We start from the raw sequence: 19346 nt of genomic DNA, 5'->3' as shown, positions 1-19346 counted from the left end.
CAATTTCAACCAAAGTGGCGTTGACAAGCACCGGAAAGCCTAACAATACTTCGTCCAAGTCATACGACAACCTACAACAAACCCAATAACTACAATTTTCTGTTCAGGGATTTACATGACGACCACATCCCCATTCAATCGCCTGCTCCTGACCGGCGCCGCCGGTGGCCTCGGTAAAGTCCTGCGCGAACGCCTGCGACCTTACGCCAACGTACTCCGTCTGTCGGACATCGCCGACATGGCGCCAGCCATTGATGATCGCGAAGAAGTCGTGCCCTGCGACCTCGCCGACAAGCAAGCAGTACATCAACTGGTCGAAGGCGTGGATGCGATCCTGCACTTCGGCGGCGTGTCGGTGGAGCGTCCGTTCGAAGAGATCCTCGGCGCCAACATCTGCGGCGTGTTTCATATCTACGAAGCGGCCCGTCGCCATGGCGTGAAGCGGGTGATCTTCGCCAGTTCCAACCACGTCATCGGCTTTTACAAGCAGGACGAAGCCCTCGACGCCCACTCCCCTCGCCGCCCGGACAGCTATTACGGTTTGTCCAAGTCCTACGGCGAAGACATGGCCAGTTTCTACTTCGATCGCTATGGCATCGAAACCGTCAGCATCCGCATCGGCTCCTCGTTCCCGGAACCACAGAACCGCCGAATGATGAGCACCTGGCTGAGCTTCGACGACCTGACCCAACTGCTCGAACGCGCGCTGTACACCCCGAATGTCGGCCACACCGTGGTGTACGGCATGTCCGACAACAAGAGCATCTGGTGGGACAACCGATTCGCGGCGCACCTGGGTTATGCGCCCCAGGACACGTCCGAAGTCTTCCGCGAAAAAGTCGAAGCCCAACCAATGCCCGCCGAAGATGATCCGGCCCGGGTTTATCAGGGTGGCGCCTTTGTCGCGGCCGGGCCGTTCGGCGACTGAGCCCTCGCCAATCCCCACATAACAAAGCCAAGGGAATGCGTTGCCATGCAAGCCGAATTGATTGTCGATGCCCGCAATGCGGTCGGTGAAAGCCCGGTGTGGGTCCCCGAGGAAAACGCCCTGTACTGGGTCGATATTCCGGCCGGTGGATTACAGCGCTGGAATGCCGACAGCGGGCACGTTCACGCCTGGAAAGCCCCGCAAATGCTTGCCTGCATCGCTCGTCACAGCGCGGGTGGCTGGGTCGCCGGCATGGAAAGCGGATTTTTTCACCTGCACCCGCACAACGATGGCAGCCTCGACAGCGAACTGCTGGCCCACGTCGATCACGCCCGCCCCAACATGCGCCTGAACGATGGCCGCTGTGATCGTCAGGGCCGTTTTTGGGCCGGCAGCATGGTGCTGAACATGGGCGCCAACGCCGCCGACGGCACGCTCTATCGCTACAGTGCCGGACAACGCGGGCCGCTCGACGCCCGGCTCAGCGGTTTCATCGTGCCCAACGGCCTGGGCTTCAGCCCGGACGGCAAGACCATGTACCTCTCGGATTCGCACCCGAATGTGCAGCAGATCTGGGCTTTCGATTACGACATCGATAGCGGCACGCCGTCCAACCGTCGGCTGTTTGTCGACATGCATCACTTCCTTGGCCGCCCCGATGGCGCGGCAGTGGATGCCGAAGGTTGTTATTGGATCTGCGCCAACGACGCCGGGCTGATTCACCGTTTCACCCCTGATGGCCGACTGGATCGTTCGCTCCCCGTGCCGGTGAAGAAACCGACCATGTGCGCCTTCGGTGGCAGCCAGCTCGACACTCTGTTTGTGACCTCGATCCGCCCCGCTGACGACCATGACGAACAGTCGCTGGCCGGCGGCGTGTTCGCTCTTAACCCCGGTGTCAAAGGCTTGCCGGAACCGGTGTTCAACGAATGGCTTTAACCCCGCCTGCTGCATCGCTGTGCCTTGAATAAAAAAAACAACAAGACTGGAGACGCACCCCATGGACTTCAAACGCACCTTGCTCGCCGCCGCACTTCCCATCACCGCAGCGCTCACCTTCACCCTCAGCAGCGCCGCCCAGGCGCTGGAAATCAAATTCGCCGACATTCACCCCGCCGGTTACCCGACCGTGGTCGCCGAGGAACAGCTGGGTAAAACCCTGGTGGCCGACAGCAACGGCAAACTGACGTTCAAGATGTTCGCCGGCGGTGTGCTCGGTTCGGAAAAAGAAGTCATCGAACAGGCCCAGGTCGGCGCTATTCAAATGGCCCGGGTCAGCCTCGGCATCGTCGGGCCAGTGGTGCCGGACGTGAACGTGTTCAACATGCCGTTCGTGTTCCGCGACCAGGCGCACATGCGCAATGTCATCGACGGTGAGGTCGGCGATGAGATCCTCGACAAGATCACCAACTCCGAATTCAACCTGGTCGCCCTGGCCTGGATGGACGGCGGCACGCGCAATATCTACACCAAAAAACCGGTACGCAGCCTCGCCGACCTCAAAGGCATGAAGATCCGCGTGCAAGGCAACCCGATGTTCATCGATACCATCAACGCCATGGGCGGCAACGGCATTGCCATGGACACCGGCGAGATATTCAGTGCATTGCAGACCGGGGTTATCGACGGCGCGGAAAACAACCCGCCGACCCTGCTCGAACACAACCACTACCAGAACGCCAAGTTCTACAGCCTGACCGGGCACCTGATCCTGCCCGAGCCAATCGTGATGTCGAAAATCACTTGGGAAAAACTCAGCCCCGAGCAGCAAGTGCTGGTGAAAAAAGCCGCCAAAGCCGCACAGGCCCAGGAGCGCACGCTGTGGGATGCGAAGTCGGCCAGCAGTGAAGAAAAACTCAAGGCTGCCGGCGTCGAGTTCATCACCGTCGACAAAAAACCTTTCTATGAAGCCACGGCTTCGGTCCGGGAAAAATACGGCGCGCCTTACGCCGACCTGATCAAGCGCATCGAAGCCGTTCAGTAACCCTCCCTGCATTCATGAAAGGCCCGGTACCGTTGACGAGTGGATCGTCAGCGGCGCCCGGTTACGGTGAAACCCGATGAAGAATCTGCTGCTGCGCATCAACGACAGGATTTACATGACCTGCATCTGGGTCGCCGGCCTGTCGGTCCTGACCATTGCCCTGATCATTCCCTGGGGCGTCTTCGCCCGTTACGTCCTCGGCACCGGTTCAAGCTGGCCAGAGCCCACCGCGATTTTGCTGATGATGGTCTTCACCTTCATCGGTGCCGCCGCCAGTTATCGCGCCGGAGCGCACATGGCCGTGGCCATGCTCACCGAGCGCATGCCCCCCGAACTGCGCAAGACCATGAGCATCGTTTCGCAGCTGCTGATGGCGACCATTTGCCTGTTCATGGCCATCTGGGGCACCAAGCTCTGTATGTCCACCTGGAATCAGTTCATGAGCTCCCTGCCCACCCTGCGCGTGGGCATCACGTATATGCCTATTCCTGTTGGCGGTGTGCTGACGCTGATTTTCGTGCTGGAAAAACTCTTGCTCGGTGACCAGAGCAACCGTCGGGTCGTGCGTTTCGACCTGGTTGAAGAAAGCGAAGGTGCCGCATAAATGGACGCTCTGATTCTGCTCGGCAGTTTTATCGCTTTGATCCTGATCGGCATGCCGGTCGCTTACGCCCTGGGGCTTTCTGCCCTGATCGGTGCGTGGTGGATCGACATCCCGTTCCAGGCGCTGATGATTCAGGTCGCCGGCGGTGTTAACAAATTCTCGTTGCTGGCGATTCCGTTCTTCGTGCTCGCTGGCGCGATCATGGCCGAGGGCGGCATGTCCCGGCGACTGGTGGCGTTTGCCGGGGTGTTGGTGGGGTTCGTGCGCGGCGGCTTGTCGCTGGTGAACATCATGGCTTCGACTTTCTTCGGCGCGATTTCCGGCTCTTCGGTGGCGGACACGGCGTCGGTCGGTTCGGTGCTGATTCCGGAAATGGAGCGTCGCGGCTACCCGCGGGATTTCTCCACAGCGGTGACGGTCAGCGGTTCGGTGCAAGCCCTGTTGACGCCGCCCAGCCATAACTCAGTGCTCTACTCGCTGGCCGCTGGCGGGACCGTTTCGATCGCCTCGCTGTTCATGGCCGGCGTGGTGCCGGGCCTGTTGATGAGCGCGTGCCTGATGGTGCTGTGCCTGATTTTCGCCAGAAAGCGCAATTACCCCAAGGGCGAAGTCATTCCGCTCAAGGAGGCGCTGAAAATCTGCGGTGAAGCGATGTGGGGCATGATGGCGATGGTCATCATTCTCGGCGGCATTCTCTCGGGCATCTTCACCGCCACCGAATCGGCGGCGATCGCGGTGCTGTGGTCGTTCTTCGTCACCATGTTCATCTACCGCGACTACAAGTGGAGTGAGCTGCCCAAGTTGATGCACCGCACGGTGCGCACCATCTCGATCGTGATGATCCTGATCGGCTTCGCCGCCAGCTTCGGCTACATCATGACGCTGATGCAGATCCCGGCGAAGATCACCACGATGTTCCTGACCCTGTCGGACAACCGTTACGTGATCCTGATGTGCATCAACGTGATGCTGTTGTTGCTCGGCACGGTGATGGACATGGCGCCGCTGATCCTGATCCTCACGCCGATTCTGATGCCGGTGATTCTGGGCATTGGCGTGGACCCGGTGCAGTTCGGCATGATCATGCTGGTGAACCTGGGGATCGGCTTGATCACACCGCCGGTGGGCGCGGTGCTGTTTGTCGGCTCGGCGGTGGGCAAGGTCAGCATCGAAAGCACCGTGAAAGCGCTGCTGCCGTTCTATGGCGTGCTGTTCCTGGTGCTGATGGCCGTGACTTACATTCCCGCCATTTCGCTGTGGTTGCCGCATTTGGTGTTGTAACAACGGCTGGCAAATCTCCCTGTGGCGAGGGAGCTTGCTCCCGTTGGCTCGCGCAGCGGGCCCCAGCAATCTTCCCGAGGGACCGAGTTATCTGGATTTACGACTGCTTCGCAGCCGAACGGGAGCAAGCTCCCTCGCCACAAAAAACCTCATGCAGCCAATGAAGATCGCCATGACGCCAACACTCCTGGAACTCGAAGACGAACTCACCCGCCTCACCCTCGCCCCGGCACTCGGGGCGGGCATCGTCAACTGGACGGTACGCAGCACCGGCCAACCGCTGTTGCGTCACAGTGACCAACACGCCTTGAACACCGGCCTGCCCGGCAAACTCGCCTGCTATCCCCTGGCGCCGTGGTCGAACCGTATCGCCGAAGGCGGTTTCGATTGCCCGGATCGCTGGCTGGCGCTGACGCCCAACAGCCTCACCGATCCCCTGCCGATCCATGGCAGTGCCTGGCAACAGCCGTGGCAGATCGTCTCCCTGCAACTCGACAGCACCACACCCTTCGCTTATTGCGCAAGGCAACGTTTCCATCTGAGCGAGGGCAAGCTGAGCATCGATTTACAGGTCACCCACCTGGCCGAACACGCCGCCTGGCATGGGCTCGGTTTACATCCCTACTTCCCCCGCACCGCAGGCACTCGGTTGCAGGCACAGGCGCGGCAGGTCTGGTTGTGCGACAGCACAAAACTGCCAACACAACTCACTTCGATACCCAAGGATTGGGACTTCAGCCAGCCCCGGGCATTAGCCGAAACGCTGGTGGACAACGGCTTTTGCGAATGGGACGGCCGCTGCCTGATCCAGCAACCCGAGCTGGGTTATGAACTGGAATGCCAGGCCACCGGCAGCGACTACTACCTGCTCTACTGCCCCGTAGGCCTGGAATTTTTCTGCATCGAACCGGTGAGCCACCCGGTCAATGCCCATCACTTGCCGGGTCGGCCAGGGTTGCGTTTGCTGGAGCAAGGCCAATCTGCCGAGCTCGGTTTCAGCCTGCGCTATCGCTACGCCAACAACTGAGTCAGCACTGCGCGCAATTTGCCGGGCTTCACTGGTTTGTTCAGCAGCGGCGCGTCGAGGCGCTGCAATGAGCGCCGACATTGGTCGGTGCGGTCGGCGGTGATGATCACCGCCGGAATCGCCTGGCTGAAATGCTCGCGCAAATGCCGAACCACCTCACAACCCACTACCCCGTGATCCAGGTGATAGTCCGCCAGAATCAGTTCCGGGGCCTGTCCCTGCAAAGCCACTAGTGCCGTGGCCTCGTCGGTGGCGGTGACCACCTCGCAGCCCCACTGCCCGAGCAGCGCGCTCATGCTTTCAAGAATGCTGACTTCGTTGTCCAGCACCAACAGGCGCCGGCCCGGCAACGGGTTGCCGGTACTCGGTTGCGGCGCGACCTGACTGATCGGCAGTGGAACCTCATGGGAAATCGGTACTTCGATGCTGAACATCGAACCACGCCCCGGCTGCGAATGAACCTGAATCCTGTAGTCGAGGATCTTGGCGATGCGTTCGACAATCGCCAGTCCCAGGCCCACGCCCTTGCGATCGGCGGCGCGCCCGACGTCCAGTTGGTTGAATTCGAGGAAGATCGAGTCAAGACGATCCGCAGGAATCCCGCGCCCGGTGTCCCAGACTTCGAGACGCAGCGCATCGCCCCGGCGTCTTGCCCCCAGCAGAATGCAGCCTTCGTCGGTGTAGCGGCAGGCATTGCTGAGGAAGTTGCGCAGGATTCGGGTCATCAGGCGCAAGTCGGTATGAATGGCGTAATCGCCCATGCGCACCCGCAGGTTCAACCCGGCTGCCGCGGCCACCGACTGAAACTCCGAGACCAGTGGCGCGAACAATTCGTCGAGGCGGTACAGGGCAATGTCCGGCTTCACCGCGGCCTGATCGAGCCGGGAAATATCCAGCAGATCGGTGAGCAAGTCTTCAGCCCCCTCCAGCGCCTGATGCGTGCGTTCCACCAGCACCTGCTCGACGTCGGGCAGTTTGCGTTCGCGCAAGGTCGAGATCAGCAAACGCGCAGCGTTGAGCGGTTGCAGCAAGTCGTGACTGGCGGCGGCGAGGTATTTGTCCTTGCTGCGATTGGCGGCTTCGGCGGCATCACGGGCATCGCGCAAGGCTTCTGCGATCTGTTTGCGCTGGGTGATCTGCTGTTGCAGGTTGCGGTTGGCGTCCAGTAACTCGTTGGTGCGCGCGGTGACCCGCTGCTCCAGTTCGTCATTGAGTTGTTGCAGGCGCTGCTGAGCCAGTTTTCGCTCGGTGATGTCGGCGACAAAGCCCTCCACCAAACCTTCCTGATCCGGTTTGAGCAGCAAGTTCATCAATACGTCGAGGACGCTGCCGTCCTTGCGCCGCAGCTGAGTTTCATAGCCCAGCAGGCTGCGCTCGCGCTGGAGGATTTCGCCGATGCTTTCCAGCTCTTGCGCCCCGCCGACGAACAACGTGCCCGCCAGGTCCGTCAGGGAAAACAGCACCTCCTGCGGGTTTTGATAGCCAAGCATTCGCGCCAGCGCCGGGTTGGCGGCGCGCATGCCCTCCAGCAGGCTGGCCTGGAAGATCCCGTGTACCGCGTTTTCGAATAGCCATTTGTAGCGGTTGCGTTCGGTTTCCAGTTCATCCAGGCGCGCAGCCAGTTCCGGGTAATGACTCTTGCGCGCCGAGTGGTTGCCCAAGCCGAGTAACCCGGCCAGCGCCCGTTGTTGCTCGTCAGAGGGCTTCGCCATAGACGACCTCGACGTCGCGCTGACTGGATTCGCGCGGGTTGGTAAGGATGCACGGGTCGTGCATGGCGTGTTGCGACAGGAACGGAATGTCCGCCGTACTCACCCCGTGCAGACCGAGGGTTTCGTGGAAGCCGATGGCGTGTTTAAGGGCGATCAGGTGTTCGACCAGCCGCCCGCAAATCTGCCGGTGATTGAGGCCACGGCAATCGATGCCGAACGTCTCGGCAATCACCTTGAAGCGCTCGGGCGCCGAGCTGTAGTTGAACGCCACCACGTGTTCCACCAGCACCGCATTGCACAGGCCATGGGGCAGATCGAGGAAGCCGCCGAGGCTGTGAGACATGGCGTGCACCGCGCCAAGGATCGCGTTGGAGAAAGCCAGCCCGGCCTGCATGCTGCCGAGCATGATTTTTTCCCGCAGGGCGATGTCGCTGGGGTTGGCGATCATTTGCACCAGATTGCCGTTGATCAGCCGCATCGCCTCCAGCGCATGAGGGTCGGTGAGCGGCCCGTGACCGGTGGAGACGAAGGCTTCGATGGCATGGACCAACGCGTCGATGCCGGTACAGGCCGACAGGAACGGGTCCATGCTCAGGGTGGTTTCCGGGTCGATCAGCGACACGTCCGGCACCGCGGCTTTGCTGACGATGGAGAATTTCATGCGTTCTTGCTGATTGGAGATGATCACGAACTGCGACACGTCGGCCGAAGTGCCGGCGGTGGTCGGGATCAGGATCAGCGGCGGGCTGGGCATGCGCAACATGTCCACGCCCTCGAATTCGAGGATGTTGCGCCCGTGGGCGACGACGATGCCGATGCCCTTGCCGCAATCCATCGGGCTACCGCCGCCGATCGCCACGATCACATCGCAGTGATTCTCCCGGTACAACTCGGCGCCGAGCATGACCTCTTCGATCCGCGGGTTGGGCGAAACGTCGCTATACAAAAAGAAATCAATACCCTGGGCTTGCAGGCTGGCCTCGACATCGGCGACCCAACCGGCGGCAATCACACCGGGATCGCTGACCACCAGCACCTTGCGGGCGCCGAAGGTCTTGGCGTAGTTGCCGACGTTATGCCGACAGCCGGCACCGAAGATGATTTCAGGCGAAACGAATTTACGCAGCTGGCTGAGATTCTGGCTCATTGGAAAGCCTGTTTTTATTGTTTTGGAAGGTAAAGTCCACACTAAAGCATCCGGCTGCGAATGCAATCAGACCAATGGATAGCGAGCCAGCCCGGGGGTGCACTCCGATTTCAGATTCACCGAAGATCCCCTGTGGGAGCGAGCCTGCTCGCGATGGCTGTCTTCCAGTCAATATGATGTTGTCTGACACTCCGCCATCGCGAGCAGGCTCGCTCCCACAGGGTTCTGTGTTCACAACTCATCCGCGATAAATCAGTCGCGAAGCCTTTTCATTGCGCAAGGTCAGGTGCTCCATGCCCTGCCCCGGCACGTCGGCGTCGTCCCGAGCCTTGAGAATAACGTCGTGCTGCGGCGACTTGCTGCACACCGGGTCGGCGTTGGCGGCATCACCGGTGAGCATGAACGCCTGGCAGCGGCAGCCGCCGAGGTCCTTGTGCTTTTCATCGCAGGAACGGCATGGCTCTTTCATCCAGTCATCGCCGCGAAAACGGTTGAAACCGAAGGAGTCGTTCCAGATGTGTTCGATGCTGTGCTCACGCACGTTGGGAAACTGCACCGTCAGCTGGCGGGCGCTATGACAGGGCAACGCCGTGCCGTCCGGGGTGATGTCGAGAAACAGGTTGGCCCAGCCATTCATGCAGGTCTTGGGGCGTTCTTCGTAGTAATCCGGGGTGACGAAAATCAGCTTGCACGGGTGGCCCTCGGCCTCAAGCCGCTGGCGGTATTCATTGGTGATGCGCTCGGCGCGCTGCAACTGTTCGCGGGTCGGCAACAGGCCGATGCGATTCAGTTCAGCCCAACCGTAGAACTGACACGTCGCCAACTCGACGAAATCCGCCTCCAGCTCCAGGCACAGTTCGATGATCTGCGCGATCTGGTCGATGTTGTGCCGATGGGTGACGAAGTTCAGCACCATCGGGTAGCCCTGGGCCTTCACCGCCCGAGCCATGGCCAGTTTCTGGGCGAAGGCCTTGCGCGAGCCGGCGAGCAGATTGTTCACCTCTTCGTCGGCGGCCTGAAAGCTGATCTGGATATGGTCCAGCCCGGCGACTTTAAAGTCGCGGACCTTCTGTTCGGTCAGGCCGATACCCGAGGTGATCAGGTTGGTGTAGTAACCCATGTCCCGCGCGGCCTTGATCAGCTCGGCCAGGTCCTGGCGCACCAACGGCTCGCCCCCGGAAAAACCCAGTTGTGCAGCGCCCATCTCCCGCGCCTCGCGGAACACCCGAATCCACTCTTCTGTGCTCAACTCCTCACCCTGTTGGGCGAAGTCCAGCGGGTTGGAGCAATACGGGCATTGCAGCGGGCAACGATAGGTCAGCTCCGCCAGCAACCACAGCGGTGGGCCGGGTTGCTGTTCGATCTGGCTCACAGGGTGATCCCCCGATGCCAGACCTGCTCGGTGGTGACGGTGTGATACGGTGGGCGATCCAGCTCGTAGGCCATGCTCATCGCGTCGAGCATGCTCCACAGCACATCGAGCTTGAACTGCAGAATCTCCAGCATGCGTTGCTGGCCTTCGACCGTGACGTAGTGCGCCAGGGTGATGCGCAAACCATGCTCGACATCGCGCCGGGCCTGGCTCAGACGCGTACGGAAATAGTCGTAACCGGCCGGGTCGATCCATGGGTAATGGGTGGGCCAGGCGTCGAGCCGGGACTGGTGGATTTGTGGCGCGAACAGTTCGGTCAGGGAACTGCTGGCCGCTTCTTGCCAGCGAGCGCGGCGGGCGAAATTGACGTAGGCGTCCACGGCGAAACGTACGCCCGGCAGCACCCGTTCTTGCGAGAGGATTTGTTCGCGATCCAGCCCCACTGCTTCGCCCAATCGTAGCCACGCTTCGATGCCGCCTTCACTGCCGGGGACGCCGTCGTGGTCGAGAATCCGTTGCAGCCATTCCCGGCGCACGTCGCGGTCCGGGCAATTGGCGAGGATGGCGGCATCCTTGAGCGGGATGTTCACCTGGTAATAGAAGCGATTGGCGACCCAGCCCTGAATCTGCTCGCGGGTGGCGCGCCCGGCGTACATGGCTTGGTGGAACGGGTGGTGGATATGGTAATAGGCACCCTTGGCGCGCAGGGCGGCTTCGAATTGGGCGGGGGTCATTGCTTTGCTAGTCATGGCGGTTCTCCGGGGAATAACCGTGTGTTCTGTATTGTCTGGTCTGGCCCATCGCGAGCAGGCTCGCTCCCACAATGGACCTGCTTTGCACAGAAAATTGGATACGACCCGGACTCCTGTGGGAGCGAGCCTGCTCGCGATGGGGCCATCAGCTACAACACAATGTCCATGCCGTCATAAGCCACTTCAATCCCACGCCGCTCCAGCAAGGCACGCTCGGCCGAGTCTTCATCGAGGATCGGGTTGGTGTTGTTGATGTGGATCAGCACCTTGCGCTGGCGATTGAAGCCCTCCAGCACGTCGAGCATGCCGCCGGGGCCGCTTTGCGGCAGGTGGCCCATTTCGCTGCCCAGGCTCTGGCCGACTTCGCACGCGCGCATTTCATCGTCGCGCCACAGCGTGCCGTCCAGCAGCAGGCAGTCGGCGCGCTGCATCCAGCTCAACACCTCGGCGTCGACCTGCCCCAGCCCCGGCGCATAGAAAACCGATGCACCGCTGCGCAGGTCTTCGATGAACAGGCCGATGGTGTCGCCCGGTTGCGGGTTGCCACGGTTGGGAGAATACGGCGGTGCATTGCTGACCAACGGAATCGCGCGAAATTGCAGGTGTGGGCAGGCAGCGATACTGAACGGCTCGCGGTCCAGCCCGATGGGTTGCCACTGCAAGCCACCGTTCCAGTGTTTGAGCATGGCGAACAAGGGAAAGCCGCTGCTCAGGTCTTCGTGAACCCGCTCGGTGCACCAGACCGAATGCGGGCAACCTTCGCGCAGGCTCAACAGCCCGGTGCAATGGTCGATCTGACTGTCCAGCAGGACGACACCGGCAATCGCCGTGTCACGCAAGCGTCGGGCCGGTTGCATCGCCGGGAAGCTTTCGAGTTGCGCGCGAATGTCCGGTGAAGCATTGCAGAGCACCCACTCCACACCGTCGTCGCTCAGGGCAATGGACGACTGCGTGCGGCGTTGCGCGCGCAGGTTGCCGTTGCGCATGGCGGCGCATTGACGGCAGTTGCAGTTCCATTGCGGAAAACCGCCGCCAGCGGCGGAACCGAGAACGCGGATGTGCATGGGATGGCTCCAGAAGGCAGGCCCGGCCAACGCGACGGCTGACCGGGCGATCAAATCAACGGTTGGCGAAATACATCGTCACTTCGAAGCCAATGCGCAGATCGGTAAACGCGGGTTTATTCCACATGGGTCAATCCTCTTCTTGTGCCGGGCAATTCCGGTAAGACCATTAATGCACGGGGGATGGGATGACCGAATGCTACTTTCGAAGGAGGTTGTGGGGTGCGTTGGTAGGGGGTGTTGCGCAGGTCCTGGAAACACACAAAACCAATGTGGGAGCGAGCCTGCTCGCGATGGCGGGATGTCAGTCAACCTTGATGCTGAATGTGCTGGCGTCATCGCGAGCAGGCTCGCTCCCACCTTTGAACTGCGTTACCCGGCAATGACTGACAGACACAAATCCACTGTGGCAGCGGGCTTGCCCGCGATGGCGCCATCACATTCAACACATTCGTTGACTGACAGTTCACTATCGCGGGCAAGCCCGCTCCCACAGGTTTCAATGGTGTTCTTGCGGGTTAGAAGAACCCCAGCGGATTGATGTCGTAGCTCACCAGCAGGTTTTTAGTCTGCTGGTAATGGTCGAGCATCATCTTGTGGTTCTCACGGCCAACACCGGACTTTTTGTAGCCACCGAACGCGGCGTGGGCCGGGTACAGGTGGTAGCAGTTGGTCCAGACGCGCCCGGCCTTGATCGCCCGGCCCATGCGGTAGGCGCGGTTGATGTCGCGGGTCCACAGGCCGGCGCCGAGGCCGAACTCGCTGTCGTTGGCAATCGCCAGGGCTTCGGCTTCGTCCTTGAAGGTGGTGATACCCACCACCGGGCCGAAGATTTCTTCCTGGAATACACGCATTTTGTTGTGGCCCTTGAGCAGGGTCGGCTGGATGTAATAGCCGCTCGACAAGTCGCCCTCAAGACGCTCGGCCGCGCCGCCGGTGAGCAGTTCGGCGCCCTCCTCCTGAGCGATTTTCAGGTACGAGAGAATCTTGTCGTACTGCTGCTCGGACGCCTGGGCGCCGACCATCGTTTCGGTGTCCAGCGGATTGCCGCGCTTGATCTTGACGATCTTCTTCATCACCTCGGCCATGAACGGCTCGTAGATCGATTCCTGCACCAGCGCCCGGGACGGACAGGTGCAGACTTCGCCCTGGTTGAAAAACGCCAGTACCAGGCCTTCGGCGGCTTTCTCGATGAACTGCGGCTCGGCGTTCATGATGTCTTCGAAGAAAATGTTCGGCGATTTGCCGCCCAGTTCAACGGTGCTTGGAATAATGTTCTCGGCCGCGCAATGCATGATGTGCGCGCCGACCGGGGTGGAACCGGTGAAGGCAATTTTGGCGATGCGCTTGCTGGTGGCCAGCGCCTCACCGGCTTCGCGACCGAAACCCTGGACGATATTCAGCACGCCGGCTGGCAGCAAGTCGGCGATCAGCTCAGCGAACACCATGATCGACAGTGGCGTTTGTTCGGCAGGTTTGAGCACGATGCAGTTGCCGGCAGCCAGGGCCGGGGCGAGTTTCCACGCGGCCATCAGCAGCGGGAAGTTCCACGGAATGATCTGCCCGACTACGCCCAACGGTTCGTGGAAATGATAGGCGGTGGTCAGTTCGTTGATCTCGGCGGCGCCGCCTTCCTGAGCGCGGATGCAACCGGCGAAATAACGGAAGTGGTCGGCGGCCAGCGGCACGTCGGCGTTGAGGGTTTCGCGCACGGCCTTGCCGTTGTCCCAGGTTTCGGTGACGGCGAGAATTTCCAGGTTCTGCTCGATGCGGTCGGCGATTTTCAGCAGCACCAGCGAGCGATCCTGCGCCGAGGTTTTACCCCAGGCATCGGCGGCGGCATGGGCGGCGTCAAGGGCTTTTTCGATGTCGGCGGCGCTGGAGCGTGGGAATTCGGCGATCACTTCACCGGTGACCGGTGAGGTGTTGGTGAAGTACTCGCCGTTGATTGGGGCAACGAATTCGCCGCCGATGAAATTGCCGTAGCGCGGTTTGAAGGAAACGACGGCGCCGGGTGTTCCAGGTTGTGCGTAGATCATGGTGGGCCTCTGTCTGGGTCGATGCCTGTCGAGCCAACAGGCGATGAACCGATAGTAGAGAGCCCCGCCTGCCAGACGAATGCGCCGTTGGCAGGGGGATTCTCGTTATTTGGTAGTAGGTTTCACACAAACTAATGTGGGAGCGAGCCTGCTCGCGATGGGGCCAGTACATTCAACAATGATGTTAACTGTCAGACCGCTATCGCGAGCAGGCTCGCTCCCACAGGGTTATGCGGTGGATTTTGAGTTAATGCTTCGCCACCAGATCTTTAGGCAGCTTGAACGTCCAGAGCATGCCGCCCTGGTTGAAGTCCTTGATGCGCTTGGCCACTTCTCCGCCCCACAGCGGTACCGCGCCGCCCCAGCCGGAGAGCACCGAGACATATTGTTCGCCGTCCATTTCCCAGGTGATGGGCGAGCCGAGCACGCCGGAACCGGTCTGGAATTCCCAGACTTTCTCGCCAGTCTTGGCATTGAATGCCTGCAGGAAACCTTCCGGCGTACCGGTGAACACCAGATTGCCCTTGGTGGTCAGCACTCCGCCCCACAGCGGCGCGAAGTTCTTGTGGCGCCAGACTTCCTTGCCGGTTTTCGGGTCGATGGCGCGCAGCACACCGATGTAGTCTTCATTGAGCGGCTTGATGGTGAAACCGGCGCCAAGGAACGCCGCGCCTTTCTTGTAGGCGATGCCTTCGTTCCAGATGTCCATGCCCCATTCGTTGGACGGCACATAGAACAGGCCGGTGTCGCGGTTGTAGGCCATCGGCATCCAGTTTTTCGCGCCGAGGAACGCTGGCGCGACGAACACCGAACTGCCTTTGGCCTCGGAGCCCGGCGCACCCGGACGGCTGGCTTCGTTGTAGATCGGCCGGCCGTTCTTATCCAGGCCGCTGGCCCAGGTGATCTTGTCCACGAACGGGAAGCCACGGATGAATTTGCCGTTGGTGCGATCGAGCACGTAGAAGAAACCGTTACGGTCCGCCGTGGCCGCGGCTTTGATTTCTTTGCCGCCTTCGTTGTAGTTGAACGACACCAACTCGTTCACGCCGTCATAGTCCCAACCGTCGTGGGGGGTGCTCTGGAAGTGCCATTTGATGGTGCCGTCGTCCGGGTTCAGCGCCAGACGCGAGGACGAGTAAAGGTTGTCGCCCGGACGCAGGTGCGAGTTCCACGGTGCCGGGTTGCCGGTGCCGAACAGCAGCAGATTGGTTTCCGGGTCGTAGTAGCCACCCAGCCAAGGGGCCGCGCCGCCGGTTTTCCACAGATCGCCCGGCCAGGTCTTGCCCGCTTCGCCGCCGGAGATGCCGTTCTCTACCGCTTTGCCGTCCTTGTAGACATAGCCCATGTGGCCTTCGACGGTGGGACGAGTCCACAGCAGGTCGCCGTTTTTCGGATCATAGGCTTCGATTTTGCCCACCACCCCGAACTCGCCACCGGCCACACCGGTGATCAGTTTGCCGTTGATCACCAACGGCGCGGCGCTGATGGAATAGCCTTCCTTGTGGTCGGCAACTTTCTTGCTCCAGACAACCTTGCCGGTGTCCTTGTTCAGGGCCACGAGCTTGGCGTCGAGGGTGCCGAAAATCACCAGATCGCCATACAGCGCAACACCACGGTTGATCACGTCGCAGCACGGGCGGATGTCATCGGGCAGGCGCGCGTCGTATTGCCAGAGCTTGCGACCGGTGCGCGCATCCACCGCGAATACCCGCGAGTAGGAGCCGGTCATGTACATCACGCCGTCCTTGATCATCGGCTGCGCCTGCTGACCGCGCTGTTTTTCCCCGCCGAACGAAAAGGCCCAGACCGGGCGCAGGTCCTTCACGTTGTCGACATTGAGGGTGTCCAGCGGGCTGTAGCGCTGACCCTGGACGCCCAGGCCGTTGGTGACGACCTGCTCCGGGTTCTTCGGGTCCTGGAGGATGTCTTGATCGGAGACTGCGGCCAATGCCTGGCCGGACAACAGCATGGCACTGAGCAGCACGCTCAAGGCGAAGGGTTGGCGACGTGCGGGTTGGGTCATGACGGCTACCTCTGCGGTTTTTGTTATACCCGGGAAATTTTCCCGGTCTGGTGCAGATTCTTGGGCGCCGCCGCCCTTGCAACAATTGCCCGCAATGCGGAGATTGCTAGTTCCTTAGTACCGGGTCGGTCGCGGATTTTGTGATCGACATCGGCCCCTGTGGGAGCGAGCCTGCTCGCGATGAGGCCAGAACATTCAACATTGATGACGCCTGACACACCGCCATCGCGAGCAGGCTCGCTCCCACAAAAAGCGTCATTTGCGCATGCCGGAATCTACCCGCCTCATCTGCCCCCGTTCGTAACGCGGGTACAAATGGCTGACGCTGCGAATCAGTTCATAGCGGCTCAGGCTGATCCCGGCGAAACGTTCGGGAATGGGGCTGCGGATCATCTCGGCCATGTCGCTGCCATGAGCGGCGCCATCGCGCATCAGCTGGTCCAGCCAGGTCAGGTAATCGCGCATCTGCTCGAACGGTTTTGTGTCCGTGGCCACCGGCCCATGGCCAGGGACAATCAATGTCCACGGCAAACCCTGCAGGGTCGCGATGTCCGCCAGCCACACCGACAGCCCCGGGCTGTTCGGCGTGGTCAGGGCGCGTTGATAAAACACCAGGTCCCCGGCAAACAGCACGCCGGTTTTCTGGTCGAGAATAGCCAGATCCGCGCCGGTGTGCCCACCCAGACTCAGTAGGCGCAAATCGTGATTCCCAAAACTTTTCACACCTGGCATCAGCGCCTGCGTCGGCAATACCACCTCAGTGCCGCGCATCCAGTCGCCCACCAGCCGATACATGTTCTCGGCCATGACATCACCCTGTTGATGCAACAACTCGGTGGTACCGGCCAAAGCGCCGATCGGCACGTCGGTGAAAGCCTGATTACCCAACACATGGTCGGGATGGTGATGGGTCAGCAGCACCTGGGTCACCGGTTTATCGGTGGTCATCGCAATCGCTTTGCGCAGGGCTTCGCCATAGCGTTTCGACGGTCCGGTATCGATTACCACCACGCCCTCCTCGGTGACGATGAACGCGGTGTTGACGATGTTGCCGCCGTTGCTCTTGGCGAAGTTGTCGGTGCTGCCTTCCAGCAACCAGGTGTCTTCGGCGATCTGTCGGGGCTTGAGTGCGTAGTCGGGATCGGCCAGGGTCGGCAGGCTCAGACTGATGAACAACAGCAGCATCCAGCGCATCACTCGCTCCTTGGGTCAGGGAATGGCCGCATCGAATTGATTGCCGCTGTTGTCGCGCAACACCAGGCGCGTCTGCCCTGCTCCTTCGATGTCGAAGGCCAGGTTGGGGTTTTCACTGACCGCCGGGAACAACGCCAGACGTGCCAGCAGCTGATCGTTTTGATCGCGCAGTTCGGCCTGGTTGATGAAAAATTCCGGGATGCCGCTGACCATGCCGTTGTCCATCGGATGCGCCACCTGCAAACGCACGCGACTGAATTCACCACGGGGATAGCGACCACCCAGCACTTCGCCGATGTGTTCTTCCCAACCCGGCTGGGTGCGCACCACGCTCGGTGCCGTGCAGCCGCCGCCTGCCGCATCGATCAGGGTCGAGCCGACATGCCACAGTCCGTCGCGGGTCAGTACCGCCGCACGTAATGGCGTGGCCTGTTCAACGCGGATGCGGATCGACAGCCACGGCAGCACACCGGGCAAGGGTTCGAAGTCGACGATTTTCGGCAGCGGATTGAGTTCGGCCCAGGCGAGGATTCGCACCACTTCACCCTTGAACGCCCGGGCGTCAATTTCCAGCGGAACTTGTCGGGCGTCTTCGGCAAATGGCGGCGCGAGCAACTTGACCCGCTCGTCGAACACGAACGGTGCGTCGCCGAGCATCTGCTTGTGATAGAACGCCCACATCACCGACGGCACCGGGTCTTTACCCGGTTCGACGTCCACCGCGTTCGCGGCCAAGGGTAACCAGCAGGCCAACAGACAACTCGCGCGCCAGTTCACTATTGATACATCTCGGGCACGTCATACCGCAGGCCGTAACGGGCATAAATGGCTTTCACCGAGCCCTCGCGAATCAACCCTTCCAGCGCCTCTTCCACGGCGTAGGCCAGTTGCCGATTGCTTTCATGCACCGCCATGCCGATCTCCCAGAGCTGTTTGCCCATGTTCGGGTAGGCGTTTTCCGCCAGCGCCACTTGCGGGTCGGCAGCCTGATGGACTTGCCAGTCGATCTCGCCGCGCATGGCCATTACCGCGTCGACTTCACCAGCCTTCATCGCGGCAAACGCCTGAGATACGCCTGGATAATGGTGGGTCTTGGCGGCGAGCATGCCGTTGAACACCGAGGTCAGGTAAAACGACGGCACGCTGTCGACCTCGACGCCGATCGGGTGTTGCTGGAACACCGCGACACTCGCCACCGAGTCCAGACGACGACGGTCATAAGCCACTTGCCATTGTTCGGTCTGGTACGGCCCGAACATCACCACATGGCCGTTTTCCAGTTCACCCAGTTCATTGCGTTTCTGTGAGTAATCGCGATCGTAGGGCACGCGCATCATCAGGTCGGCCAGTTGCTGATTGTGCAACTGACTGGCCCGCCAGATGTAATCGCGCAGGTCGTCGTCGAGCTTTTCCCCGGCGGGTGCCCAGATCAGTTTCAGGCGCACCCCCATGGCCTTGGCCAGTGCCTGGGCAAGCTCGACATCGACCCCGCGAGCCTCGCCAGCGTCTTCAAAGCTGTAGGGCGCGAAGTCCTTGTACACCGCGACTTTCAGCTCGGCGGCGGCGATCATTTCGTCATAGGTACGGACCTGCGCCTGCGCTGTCTGGCAACACAGCCACACAGCGCTGATCAACACCGCGAGCAAACGCATGGGTCACTCCTCGACATGCACGCTGTCCAGGTAGGTGCGCACCGCCCACAAGGCTTCCTGACTCAGGTAGTCGGCCATCTTCGGCATGTACACCCGGCCGTCACGCACGGCGCCATGGCGCACGCGTTCGACGAACCACTCATCACCGGCCTCGCCGACGTCGAGCATGCGCAAGTCAGGGGCGATGCCGCCGGACTTGGCTTCCAGGCCATGACAGGCCGCGCAGTTCTGGTTGTAGGCCGAAGAGCCGATTTCCAAGGCTTTATCGTGTTCCGGGGAGGAACGGTAAGGGTTCGCCGCCGCCCAACCATCGGCATCGACCTGCACACCGGCATCCTTGATCGGGGTCAGTCCCTTGGTTTCGACGGCCTGGGGTACCACGTTGCCGTGAGCCCAGACGGAACCTGCGCTGATAAAACCGGCCAGCAGTCCGGCAATGAGCAAGGCGTTGCGTTTTGTTGTCATTGTTCTGCCCTCAAGATTGCACGCAAAACCTCTTTGAAGAGGCTATGGCACCCATCTTAGGAACGGCTTTGCGCCAACCCCATGCTGCTTTGGTGGCCGCGG

The 19346-nt window shown here is 61.0% G+C and carries 18 protein-coding genes; 6 read left to right on the top strand and 12 right to left on the bottom strand.

Annotated features, from left to right (window positions below):
• Positions 1-115: 115 nt before the first annotated feature.
• From BK662_RS23730 to BK662_RS23700, 6 genes are all read left to right on the top strand, one after another.
• Positions 116-928, top strand: coding sequence for an NAD-dependent epimerase/dehydratase family protein (locus tag BK662_RS23730; RefSeq protein ID WP_123359736.1), 813 nt, complete (start codon positions 116-118; stop codon positions 926-928).
• Positions 929-973: 45 nt separating this feature from the next.
• Positions 974-1867, top strand: a complete 894-nt coding sequence (locus BK662_RS23725; protein ID WP_123359737.1) for an SMP-30/gluconolactonase/LRE family protein — start codon at positions 974-976, stop codon at positions 1865-1867.
• 61 nt (positions 1868-1928) lie between these two features.
• On the top strand, positions 1929-2912 hold the full coding sequence (locus BK662_RS23720; RefSeq protein ID WP_123359738.1) for a TRAP transporter substrate-binding protein: 984 nt from the start codon (positions 1929-1931) through the stop codon (positions 2910-2912).
• A gap of 76 nt (positions 2913-2988) precedes the next feature.
• Positions 2989-3516, top strand: a complete 528-nt coding sequence (locus BK662_RS23715) for a TRAP transporter small permease (RefSeq protein ID WP_123359739.1) — start codon at positions 2989-2991, stop codon at positions 3514-3516.
• Positions 3517-4797 carry a TRAP transporter large permease gene (locus BK662_RS23710; protein ID WP_123359740.1) on the top strand — a complete coding sequence of 427 codons (1281 nt, stop codon included), beginning with the start codon at positions 3517-3519 and terminating at the stop codon, positions 4795-4797. It begins immediately after the preceding gene.
• 172 nt (positions 4798-4969) lie between these two features.
• Positions 4970-5824: an aldose 1-epimerase gene (locus BK662_RS23700; protein WP_123359741.1), complete on the top strand. Its 855-nt coding sequence runs from the start codon at positions 4970-4972 to the stop codon at positions 5822-5824.
• On the opposite strand, the gene BK662_RS23695 is transcribed toward BK662_RS23700, so the two are convergent.
• The 12 genes from BK662_RS23695 to pedF all read right to left on the bottom strand — a co-directional run bounded on the left by BK662_RS23695 (position 5809) and on the right by pedF (position 19244).
• Positions 5809-7536, bottom strand: coding sequence for a hybrid sensor histidine kinase/response regulator (locus BK662_RS23695; protein WP_123359742.1), 1728 nt, complete (start codon positions 7534-7536; stop codon positions 5809-5811). The genes BK662_RS23700 and BK662_RS23695 overlap by 16 nt on opposite strands.
• Positions 7520-8683 carry an alcohol dehydrogenase-like regulatory protein ErcA gene (ercA, locus tag BK662_RS23690; RefSeq protein WP_008071266.1) on the bottom strand — a complete coding sequence of 388 codons (1164 nt, stop codon included), beginning with the start codon at positions 8681-8683 and terminating at the stop codon, positions 7520-7522. The genes BK662_RS23695 and ercA overlap by 17 nt, the downstream gene beginning before the upstream one ends.
• Positions 8684-8921: 238 nt before the next feature.
• Positions 8922-10055, bottom strand: coding sequence for a pyrroloquinoline quinone biosynthesis protein PqqE (pqqE, locus tag BK662_RS23685; RefSeq protein WP_123359743.1), 1134 nt, complete (start codon positions 10053-10055; stop codon positions 8922-8924).
• Positions 10052-10804, bottom strand: a complete 753-nt coding sequence (pqqC, locus tag BK662_RS23680) for a pyrroloquinoline-quinone synthase PqqC (RefSeq protein ID WP_123359744.1) — start codon at positions 10802-10804, stop codon at positions 10052-10054. The genes pqqE and pqqC overlap by 4 nt, the downstream gene beginning before the upstream one ends.
• Positions 10805-10956: 152 nt before the next feature.
• Positions 10957-11871 (bottom strand): pyrroloquinoline quinone biosynthesis protein PqqB, encoded by a 915-nt coding sequence (pqqB, locus tag BK662_RS23675; protein ID WP_123359745.1) that lies wholly within the window; start codon positions 11869-11871, stop codon positions 10957-10959.
• 55 nt (positions 11872-11926) lie between these two features.
• On the bottom strand, positions 11927-11998 hold the full coding sequence (pqqA, locus tag BK662_RS23670) for a pyrroloquinoline quinone precursor peptide PqqA (RefSeq protein WP_010455123.1): 72 nt from the start codon (positions 11996-11998) through the stop codon (positions 11927-11929).
• A 391-nt stretch (positions 11999-12389) separates the two neighbouring features.
• A complete protein-coding gene (exaC, locus tag BK662_RS23655; RefSeq protein WP_123359747.1) occupies positions 12390-13910 on the bottom strand; it encodes an acetaldehyde dehydrogenase ExaC in 1521 nt (506 codons plus the stop codon).
• Positions 13911-14157: 247 nt separating this feature from the next.
• Positions 14158-15933: a PQQ-dependent methanol/ethanol family dehydrogenase gene (locus BK662_RS23650; protein WP_123359748.1), complete on the bottom strand. Its 1776-nt coding sequence runs from the start codon at positions 15931-15933 to the stop codon at positions 14158-14160.
• A gap of 255 nt (positions 15934-16188) precedes the next feature.
• Positions 16189-17127: a quinoprotein relay system zinc metallohydrolase 1 gene (locus BK662_RS23645; protein ID WP_123359749.1), complete on the bottom strand. Its 939-nt coding sequence runs from the start codon at positions 17125-17127 to the stop codon at positions 16189-16191.
• A 15-nt stretch (positions 17128-17142) separates the two neighbouring features.
• Positions 17143-17904, bottom strand: coding sequence for a quinoprotein dehydrogenase-associated SoxYZ-like carrier (locus tag BK662_RS23640; protein ID WP_123359750.1), 762 nt, complete (start codon positions 17902-17904; stop codon positions 17143-17145).
• Positions 17904-18779 (bottom strand): substrate-binding periplasmic protein, encoded by an 876-nt coding sequence (locus BK662_RS23635; protein ID WP_123359751.1) that lies wholly within the window; start codon positions 18777-18779, stop codon positions 17904-17906. Before BK662_RS23635 ends, BK662_RS23640 begins: the two co-directional genes overlap by 1 nt.
• A gap of 3 nt (positions 18780-18782) precedes the next feature.
• The gene (pedF, locus tag BK662_RS23630; RefSeq protein ID WP_123359752.1) at positions 18783-19244 is read right to left on the bottom strand and encodes a cytochrome c-550 PedF; all 462 of its coding nucleotides are present in this window, start codon (positions 19242-19244) and stop codon (positions 18783-18785) included.
• Positions 19245-19346: the final 102 nt, after the last annotated feature.

This window comes from Pseudomonas frederiksbergensis (genome assembly GCF_003732275.1).
GTDB classification, from domain to species: Bacteria; Pseudomonadota; Gammaproteobacteria; order Pseudomonadales; family Pseudomonadaceae; genus Aquipseudomonas; species Aquipseudomonas frederiksbergensis_H.
Note: the sequence above shows the minus strand (reverse complement) of the source record. Positions and strands in the feature narration are given on the sequence as shown.

What these genes read in the sequence shown, in the direction of transcription:
- BK662_RS23730 (WP_123359736.1), top strand. Translation starts at nt 116, where the DNA reads ATGACGACCACATCCCCATTCAATCGCCTGCTCCTGACCGGCGCCGCC.
- BK662_RS23725 (WP_123359737.1), top strand. Translation starts at nt 974, where the DNA reads ATGCAAGCCGAATTGATTGTCGATGCCCGCAATGCGGTCGGTGAAAGC.
- BK662_RS23720 (WP_123359738.1), top strand. Translation starts at nt 1,929, where the DNA reads ATGGACTTCAAACGCACCTTGCTCGCCGCCGCACTTCCCATCACCGCA.
- BK662_RS23715 (WP_123359739.1), top strand. Translation starts at nt 2,989, where the DNA reads ATGAAGAATCTGCTGCTGCGCATCAACGACAGGATTTACATGACCTGC.
- BK662_RS23710 (WP_123359740.1), top strand. Translation starts at nt 3,517, where the DNA reads ATGGACGCTCTGATTCTGCTCGGCAGTTTTATCGCTTTGATCCTGATC.
- BK662_RS23700 (WP_123359741.1), top strand. Translation starts at nt 4,970, where the DNA reads ATGACGCCAACACTCCTGGAACTCGAAGACGAACTCACCCGCCTCACC.
- BK662_RS23695 (WP_123359742.1), bottom strand. Translation starts at nt 7,536, where the DNA reads ATGGCGAAGCCCTCTGACGAGCAACAACGGGCGCTGGCCGGGTTACTC.
- ercA (WP_008071266.1), bottom strand. Translation starts at nt 8,683, where the DNA reads ATGAGCCAGAATCTCAGCCAGCTGCGTAAATTCGTTTCGCCTGAAATC.
- pqqC (WP_123359744.1), bottom strand. Translation starts at nt 10,804, where the DNA reads ATGACTAGCAAAGCAATGACCCCCGCCCAATTCGAAGCCGCCCTGCGC.
- pqqB (WP_123359745.1), bottom strand. Translation starts at nt 11,871, where the DNA reads ATGCACATCCGCGTTCTCGGTTCCGCCGCTGGCGGCGGTTTTCCGCAA.
- exaC (WP_123359747.1), bottom strand. Translation starts at nt 13,910, where the DNA reads ATGATCTACGCACAACCTGGAACACCCGGCGCCGTCGTTTCCTTCAAA.
- BK662_RS23650 (WP_123359748.1), bottom strand. Translation starts at nt 15,933, where the DNA reads ATGACCCAACCCGCACGTCGCCAACCCTTCGCCTTGAGCGTGCTGCTC.
- BK662_RS23645 (WP_123359749.1), bottom strand. Translation starts at nt 17,127, where the DNA reads ATGCGCTGGATGCTGCTGTTGTTCATCAGTCTGAGCCTGCCGACCCTG.
- BK662_RS23635 (WP_123359751.1), bottom strand. Translation starts at nt 18,779, where the DNA reads ATGCGTTTGCTCGCGGTGTTGATCAGCGCTGTGTGGCTGTGTTGCCAG.
- pedF (WP_123359752.1), bottom strand. Translation starts at nt 19,244, where the DNA reads ATGACAACAAAACGCAACGCCTTGCTCATTGCCGGACTGCTGGCCGGT.